This window comes from Nocardia arthritidis NBRC 100137, assembly GCF_001612765.1.
In the GTDB taxonomy this organism is placed as follows: Bacteria; Actinomycetota; Actinomycetes; order Mycobacteriales; family Mycobacteriaceae; genus Nocardia; species Nocardia arthritidis.
Genome location: NZ_BDBB01000005.1, coordinates 274,027 through 282,629, shown reverse-complemented (window position 1 = coordinate 282,629; position 8,603 = coordinate 274,027). Strand labels below are relative to the sequence as shown.

Annotated in this window: 5 protein-coding genes and 1 pseudogene; 2 read left to right on the top strand and 4 right to left on the bottom strand. The window is 62.3% G+C overall.

Features of this window, described 5'->3' with window-relative positions:
• Both NA8_RS34290 and NA8_RS05435 read left to right on the top strand, forming a co-directional pair.
• A pseudogene (locus NA8_RS34290) lies at positions 1-958 on the top strand (hypothetical protein); the annotation flags it as partial.
• 81 nt (positions 959-1,039) lie between these two features.
• On the top strand, positions 1,040-2,842 hold the full coding sequence (locus NA8_RS05435; protein ID WP_063049232.1) for a dynamin family protein: 1,803 nt from the start codon (positions 1,040-1,042) through the stop codon (positions 2,840-2,842).
• Between the two features lie 37 nt (positions 2,843-2,879).
• Here the strand turns inward: NA8_RS05435 and NA8_RS32480 are convergent, their stop codons facing one another.
• The 4 genes from NA8_RS32480 to NA8_RS05420 all read right to left on the bottom strand — a co-directional run bounded on the left by NA8_RS32480 (position 2,880) and on the right by NA8_RS05420 (position 8,598).
• Positions 2,880-3,527, bottom strand: a complete 648-nt coding sequence (locus tag NA8_RS32480; protein WP_084466540.1) for an ATP-binding cassette domain-containing protein — start codon at positions 3,525-3,527, stop codon at positions 2,880-2,882.
• Between the two features lie 48 nt (positions 3,528-3,575).
• On the bottom strand, positions 3,576-5,609 hold the full coding sequence (locus tag NA8_RS05425) for a DUF1430 domain-containing protein (protein ID WP_157106543.1): 2,034 nt from the start codon (positions 5,607-5,609) through the stop codon (positions 3,576-3,578).
• A 119-nt stretch (positions 5,610-5,728) separates the two neighbouring features.
• Positions 5,729-6,073, bottom strand: coding sequence for a lactococcin 972 family bacteriocin (locus tag NA8_RS32475; protein WP_084466539.1), 345 nt, complete (start codon positions 6,071-6,073; stop codon positions 5,729-5,731).
• A gap of 524 nt (positions 6,074-6,597) precedes the next feature.
• The gene (locus NA8_RS05420) at positions 6,598-8,598 is read right to left on the bottom strand and encodes a glycoside hydrolase family 15 protein (protein ID WP_084466538.1); all 2,001 of its coding nucleotides are present in this window, start codon (positions 8,596-8,598) and stop codon (positions 6,598-6,600) included.
• Between the last annotated feature and the right edge of the window lie 5 nt (positions 8,599-8,603).

Here is an 8,603-nt window from a genome sequence, read left to right as displayed (position 1 = left end):
GCCCGCCGCGGTCGCCGCCGCTCCGGTCGTCGCGGCCACCCCGCTGCAGACCACGATCCAGCCCGATGTCGCCTCGACCCCGATCGCGAATGTGCTCGCCGCGCCGGAAGGGCCCTCCGTGCTGACCGCTCCGGCGGCGGCCGTCCCCGCGCTGTTCGACGCGGTGCGGCCGACGCCGGTGGTGAAGCCGGCCCCGGTGGCCGACCCGCATCCGACTCATCCGACGCAGCCGCCCGCGTCGACGGTGACGCTTCCGACGACGATCGTGAAGACCACGCCGTCGCCGAGCGTTCCGGGCGATGTGACCGTCCCGTCCGCGCCGAAGACGCCGGATGCCGACGTCACGAAACTCCCCGGCGCCACCACGATGCCGCACGGTGGCATCACCACCGCGCCGGACGGGCCGGGTACCAAGACCCCGGGCGCGACGGTGACCCAGACCCCGGCGCCGACGCATGCCCCGACCACCCCGGACGACGACGTGACGACACCGGGCGGCGGCACCGGCCGCCCCAGCGCCGGCGGCACCTCGCACAGCACCCAGCCGACCAACGACCTGCCGACCAACGACATGCCGACCGTGAGCAGGCCGTCGCAGCCCACGTATACGGCCCCCGACCAGCCCACCTACACCGCGCCGGACCAGCCGACCTACAGCGCCCCCGCGCACGCCCCCACCGTCGAGCCGCACACTCCGGCGCCGACCTTCAACGCTCCCGCGCCCACCCAGGCGCCGATCAAGCCGCAGGTGATCGAGCCGAAGCCGCACGGCATCTCGGCGCCGCTCACGGTGGACCACCCGTCCGATTCCGGTTTCCCGATCGCCGAGCACACCTACGATCACTCCGCGCTGACACTGGCCTCGAGCGGCGGCCTCTCGAGTGCTTTGCTGCCGGAATCGGCCATGGCGGATACGCATCACTATGCATCCGATGTGTCGGACATCTCATTGATGTAGCCGGGTCGCGAGCGATTCCGAGGACTGCGGAGCGACCGCAGGGGGTACCAGAACGAAAGTCACCGAGAGTAAGGAGGAGGGTTGTCTGCCGCTGCCGGGCTGAAGGCTGCGACCGTGAAACATCCGGACGCGATGGCCCCGCTCATCCGAATAATCGACGAGCTGCGGGAGACGGCCCGATCCGCGGGACGCGACGACCTCGGCAGCCGATTGGGCATGGTCCACGCCAGGGTGAGCGATCCCCGGGTACGGCTCGTGGTCGTCGGCCATCCGAAAAACGGCATGAGCACGCTGGTCAACAGCCTGGTCGGCGCCTCGGTCAGTGCGACGAACAGCGATCTGAGCGTCCCGGTGATCGTCGAATACGGGCCGGAGCCGACCGCGACGCTGGTGCGGCAGACCGAGTACGGCCGCACCGAACGCCAGTCGGTCGACCCGCTCGACCCCGGTCCGGCGCTGGCCACCCAGGGCGTCGTCCGCGCCGAGTTCACCCAGCCGAGTCCGTTGCTCGCCGACGGTGTCGTCGTCATGGACGCACCGGGCGCGCTGGGCGACAACCGCACCACCTGGTCGATGATCGCCGCGGCCGACGCCGTGCTCTACGTCGGCGACGCCGGTACCGAGCTGACCATGGAGCAGATCGCCGAACTACAGCGCATCCAGCAGATCTGCCCGACCGTGATCTGCGTGCTGAACAAGATCGACGTGTTCCCGCACTGGTCGCGCACCCAGCAGCGCAACCGCGAACTGCTGGACTCCGCGGGACTCGGATTCGCGGTGGCGCCGGTCTCCGCCGAGCTGCACCGGCAAGCCGGACTGACCGGTGACTACCAGCGCGACATCGAATCCGGGGTGCCGCAGCTGATCGATCACCTGCGCGACTACGTGGTTGCCCGCGCGGACGCGGTGGCGCTGGAATCGGCGGTCCAGGACATCCGCCTGGTCTGCGACCACCTCGCGCTGACATTGCGCACCGAGGCCGAGGCGCTGCGCGACCCGCGGCGACGGGCCGAGATCACCGATCAGCTGGCCCGCGCCCGCGACGAAGCCGACCAGCTGCGCCACCGCACCGCGAACTGGCAGGTCACGCTGGTCGACGGCGCGACCGAGCTGATGGCCGATATCGAACACGACCTGCGCCATCGGCTGCGCAGCCTGATCCGCGACGCCGAGACCGAGATCGCCCAGTCCGATCCGGCGCGCCGGTGGAAGGAATTCGGAGCCGATCTGGACGCGCGCATCTGCGAGGCGGTCGAGGAGAACTTCGCCGTGGCGCATTACCGCTCGATGGAGCTGTGCGAGCAGGTGGCCGCCAAGTTCCCGGCCGACAACCGGACCCCTCCGCTACCGGACCTGCGCTTGGCCAACCCGGGGGAGGTGCTCGAGGCGGTACAGCCGCTGGAGCCGCTGGAGAGCGCGAAAGCCAGACTGACGCAACAGCTACTGTCCACGCTGCGAGGATCCTATGGCGGTATTCTGATGGTCGGCTTGGTCACCAGCATCCTCAAGATGTCATTGGTGAACTGGTACTCGATCGGCGCTGGTGTGCTGCTCGGCATGAACGCGCTGTGGGACGAACGCAAGAATCTCAAGCAACGCCGCAGAGCCGAGGCGAAGGTGGCGGTCGCCCGCCTGATGGACGACGTGATCTTCCAGGTCGGCAAGGAGTCGCGCAATCGCTTGCGCGCCATGCAGCGGGTGCTGCGCGACCACTTCACCGATATCGCTGCCGATCTCTCTCACCAGGTCGACGAGGCACTGCGCCACGCCGAAGCGGCGTACGAGAAGTACGGCGACCGCAGCGGCGAGCGGATCTCCTCCGTCGAAGACCAGCTCGTTAAGCTGGGCGGCCTACGAGACCAAGCCAACAGCATGGTCTCGTAGGCCGCCGGAAAACCCTCAGTCATGCCGGGATTAAAGGTTAAAGCGGATGTCGGAGCTTCACGTGGTCGTTGCAACGGTCTACCACATTCGGATCATGCGTCACCACTAGCACTGTCGAGCCAGCGTCTCGAAGCTTTTGCAGATGACCTATGATTTCGTCCCGGTTGCTCGCATCCAATGCTCCGGTGGGCTCATCAGCCAAGATGACACGGGGCCGTCTGATGAGCAGTCGGGCGACGGCCACACGCTGCTGTTCACCGCCGCTGAGTTCGAAGACCCGAGCCGTGAGCTTGTCTCGCAGACCTACTTGTTCGAGAGCTTCCAGTTGCCAATCCCGTTTGCTACCTACTTCGCGTCTCACGTATGCGCATGCCACGGAGAGATTTTCGGCAACGGTCTTATCGTCAATCAGCGCATAGTTCTGGAACAGGTACCCGACTTGGTAACGGAAATACCGAGTCCGGTCGCGTCTTCGGATACCTGTGAGCCTCGTACCATGGACAGTAATCTCGCCGCTGTCGTAATCATCGAGTAAGCCTATGCAGTTCAGCAGCGTAGTCTTGCCGCTGCCGCTGGCACCTGTGATCGCCAGCATGGTCGCCGTCTCGACCTGAAACGAAATCTTGTCGAGAACCTCTCGGTCCCCGAAAAACTTTGTCAGTTTTTCTACTTTAATTGCAGACATTGCCACCTCCGATGTCCGGCAACTCTGATGGTTCTTCTCTCGCCGCTCTCACGCACGCTTCAACCAGGATGCGTGTGAACGTGTTTCGTACACGGCAATGAAGGCCGCAGTGAGCAGGAAGTCCGTACCCGCAATTCCGACGGCCACCAAGCCGTACATGCCCGCGAAGAGCGCCGAATTAGCTATAGCAATGCCAGCGAACGTTGTTACACATCCCAATATCAAACCGGACAACATTTTCCTGTGCCTGCGGAAGAACGAATAGCCGTGAATCTCTTCGACGTAGATCCTCTTTCGGCTTCGGGAGCAGTAGAGCGCAGCAAGGAACGATGATGTAACGGTCCCGGATACGACCGTGATAGCGAGGCCGATCAGCTGGTTTCTACTGGCGGATTCGAAATCTGATATATCTTGCAAAGATTTATCTTTGATCGAATAATAATACTGTATTAGAGAATCTAATCCGCTTTGAATAAGATCGCTACTCAAGTGGTCTTTGTCGGTGAAGAGCGCCTCGGCTGAGCTGGATTTCGCAGAGTAGAAGTCGTCGGAAAGTAGCCGCGTCGAAGCCTCTGTCACTAACAGAACTGGATCTCCCACGAATGCCCCATCCAGGGCTGTTGCGGCCCTATATGAGAACAAACTTTGACCGCTTTTGAAATATATTATTCGCGATTTTATATCGCCAACGTCAACGGGAGTTCCCTGTATGCGTTGCTGAAAGACAATCAGGTTCAGGTAGCTCCGCACAATGTCGTTCTCCTGTTCCTTCATATGCTCCGGGATCAAGAGTGTCATCTGCAGATCTGAAGTGCTCACATCTCGCACACATTTATTTTGCAAGTTCAATAAGCAGTTTTCTCGGAGATAGTTGTTGTCGACCACGAGATCAATCGATTTTTCCCCTACCAGGTCGCCTGTGGGCGACCGAATGTGCTGGCCTGCGACCAGTATTGCCTTGCCTTGCTGCTCGAACGATGAGAAGAGTCTCCTGAACTGGGCGTCCAGCCGCCGCTTCTCCGGGCCATCCGTAGTTGGTATACCGGTTGAATGGCTCACGGCCAGATAGTCGGCAGTCGCCTTCCATCGGTCCGCTGCCAGGTGCATATCCGCAAACCGCGTAATTGTGTGGATGCCGCCTACTATCAGGATTAGTAACGTAGCGAGAACGGCCAGCTTGGCAACGTACGCAAAGTTCAGCAGTGTGGCATCCGCTTTAGCGCCTTTCAGATAGCGGCCATCGCTGTTCGGCAGACTGATCGCGATCGCTATCGCGATCGTCTTGACAAGTACCAGCAGTAGGACGAGGACTCCGAATGCGGCTAACAGAGTAGGTAGGAACGCATCGAATCGGGCGAATTTGTTGTAGATCCCTAGGTAGGCGGCAGTAAAGGTGGCAGCCGCAGCAGCGATCCCTACGCAGGTCGCGACCACTTCGACGAGCCCTGTGGCGAGAATGCGAGTACGTCCGTAGCCATGCAATTGCTTGACGGCATAGTCTTTGGTTGAGCTCAAGGCCGAATAACCGACGACAAGAGCGCAGCATAGAAGTACTACGCAGAATATCGTAAGCAGGTGTGATCGGCCGAGGTTGTCCCACAGCAGCGGGCCATAATCTTGATCCCAAATCGCTACGTTGAAACCTAGTCTACTCAATTCGGCAATAGCGCCACTTTTTGCCGATTCTGTTCCGTCCACGGCGTACCGGCCACGGATGTCCTCAGTGGTGATATCAGACGCAGGCCGAAATGTTGTACTTAGTTGTGGATCAAATGTAATGTAGGGGCCATCGGCCGTGAGTAGATGTTTACGCTCGGGGCTCCCGATGAACTCGAAAAATATGCGATCCTTGCTACTTTCGCCGAAGCTCAGCTTGTAAATATTCACGCTGCTTCGAGTAGAAACTGCTGACAAAGAATCGTACAGTGCCGATTTGGACAGGGACCTGTCAAAATCATCAATTACGAATTCGGTTGTTCCGCGGAGCGTGTGGGCTTGCTCCTTTAGTTCGAAATAGGCAACAGATATAATCGCTGCCAAGGTGAATCCGAACGCAATAACAACTCGTGGAACGAGCTGCACAGCACCTCATCTCTGTCGAGTGGCCGACCTACTGACTAGAGCGCCTACGCACATCCCCAGAAATGTAGGCCGGCCTTTGATCGACTTGTTTGATGCAAATCTAGCCGTGCGTTGTGTGCCTAACGCTCGTTATCAGAGGAGATGCTCCCGCTACCACCGTTCTTTACATCATAGAATGCTTCGTTGCCGGTCAGGCACCTATTTTGATATGATACTGCGAGGGTGCCGCCGTCGTACCAGCCAGACCGCTGCGTTCCATTGCAATTGCGTACGGCCGAGGAATGTACTCGACTGCCGTGGCTATATTCCGAGAAGTTGTATGTGGGGTACTGACCGTTGTCGGTCCCGTACCTCCACGTTCCGCCATCTATATGCTTGACGCCGGCGTTACCTACACCCATACCGAGGCCGAGGCCGGCAATGGCGATAAGTCCGGCGACGGCAGTTTTCTTCATCGTCAGCATTCGAGATTCTCCCCTTCAAGAATGATGCGCCTGTGGCATCGCACAACAGGCTAACAAGAGGCTCATTCAAGGTCAAACTTTCAAACTTTCAAACCGGTTGCGACACTCGGTACTTCGAACGGTTTCGGGTGCCAGGCAGCCGAAACCGTACGGCGGAGTCAGCGATGGACTCGTCGTTTCGCACTGTGCGTTTCCATGTCAACGGCTGTACCGTCATCTGTGCCGACTATGCGTTGATGGCGGGCACCTTGCGTTTCCGGATACTGTCGGTCATCCCTCCTGAGTTATCTGTCAGAGGGTTTGACGCGCCGAGTCCCGGATCGGTTCCATCAATCTTGCATATCTCTACTGTGTCGCCACTATGCATGCTGTGGCGCGCCGGAGACGCAGTGAGCCCAGCAGAGATGTTGTGGCATGCTGGGGCCTCGACAAGGAAGGCTGCGCCGAGTGCCGACGTACGCGGGCGAGGTCTGGGTGGGCTGACCAACGGAGACTCGTCTCCGCCTAGCCGCTCCGCCCCCGGGTCAGACCGGGTGTCCCTGAGGTGTGTGTGCGGGCTGGAATCGGCCCGCGTGCCGGGAGGATTCGGCGCGGATCACGTGGGTTACGGCGTTGATCAGCGCCAGGTGGGTGAATGCCTGCGGGAAGTTGCCGAGGTGACGGCCGCTGCGCGGATCGATCTCCTCGGCGTACAACCGCAGCGGGCTGGCGAAGCCGAGCAGTCGCTCGCACAGGTGCCGGGCCCGCTGGATCTCCCCGATCTCGACCAGCGCGGAGACCAGCCAGAAGGAGCAGATGGTGAACGCCCCTTCCGTGCCGCTCAAACCGTCGTCGGTGGTCTCGGTCCGGTACCGCAGCACCAAGCCGTTCTCGGTGAGCCGGTCGGCGATGGCCAGCACGGTGGCGCGCACGCGGTCGTCCTCGGGCGGCAGGAAACGGGTGAGCACCACCAGCAGCAGCGAGGCGTCCAGGGTATCGCCGCCGTAGACCTGGGTGAACACACCTTCGGAGTTGACGCCGTTGGCCAGGACGTCGGCCTTGATCTCCTCCGCGATCGCGTACCACTCCTCGGCGTGCTCGTACTGACCGTGCAGCTCGGCGAGCTTCGCGCCGCGATCCAGCGCGACCCAGCACATCACCTTGGATGAGGTGAAGTGCTGCGGCTCGCCGCGCACCTCCCAGATGCCCCGGTCGGGCTCCTTCCAGTGCTCGATGGCGGCGTGCACCTGGCGGACCAGCAGCGGCCACAAGGTCTCCGGCACCTGCTGGCGCGACTTCACGTGCAGGTACACCGCGTCGAGCATGGTGCCCCAGATGTCGTGCTGATCCTGCCGGTAGGCGTTGTTGCCGATGCGCACCGGTCGGGACTGGTCGTAGCCGCCGAGGTGGTCGAGGATGATCTCGTCGAGCTGTCGTTCGCCGCCGATGCCGTAGAGCACCTGCAGCGGGCCCGGCTCGCCGTTCTCGCCGGTGGTCGCGTCGTTGAGGAACGCGAAGAAGTCGTCGGCCTCCCGGTCCAGACCGAGGGTGTACAGACCCCACAGCGCGAAACTGGAATCCCGCACCCAGGTGTAGCGGTAATCCCAATTGCGTTCTCCACCAGGCGTTTCCGGCAGTGATGTGGTCGGTGCGGCCATCAGGGCGCCGGTCGGGGCGTAGGTGAGGCCCTTGAGGGTGAGGGCGCTGCGCTGCAGGTAGTTGCGCCACGGGTGATCGGGGAACTTGCCGAGGGTGATCCACTGACGCCAGCATTCGGTGGTCTGCCACATCTTGTCGGCGGCCTCCTCGAAGGTGCGCGGCGCGGGCAGTTCCGACCAGGTGAGCGCGACGAACACCTCGTCGCCCTCCTTCATCCTGGTGCGGGCGCGCGCCTCCCTGCCCTCGAGTCCGAGGCGTAGATCCGTGGTGAGCACCAGCGTGGGCCCGGCGCTCGGATCGTCGCTGCGCACCGCGGTCGCCTCCTCGTACACCTTGCCGGTGTACTCCCAGCGGGCGGTGGCCCGGTGGTAGTCGAACGCGGGCTCGCAACTCATCTCGAGTTCCACGGTGCCGTTCACGCACTTCACCGTGCGCAGCAGCTGATGCTCGGCATCCCAGTCCATCGGGGTGCGCCGATGGGTCTTGCTGCGCTGATCGTTGTTGTGCCAGCGCCCGAGCACCAGCGCGTCGCGCACGACCAGCCAGCCGGTGCCGGTCTGCCAGGTGGTCTCCAAGATCATCCCGCCGGGCAGGTAGCGGCGCGCGGCGGGCACGTTGACGCCGTAGGGACCGACCCGGAAGTGACCCGCGCTGCGGTCCAGCATCGCCCCGAAGATGCTCGGCGAATCCGGCCGCGGCACACACATCCATTCCACCGCGCCGTTGCTGGCGACCAGGCAACTGGTCTCGCAGTCGGACAGGAAGGCGTAGTCGTCGATCGGTGGGTAGGCGCCGTGACGGTGCGGGTAGGTCGAGCCCGTCGGCTCGGCCAAGCTCGTCGGCAAGCCGTCGGAGTCGTTGAGGGTGAGGTCATCGGAGGACGCCATACCCC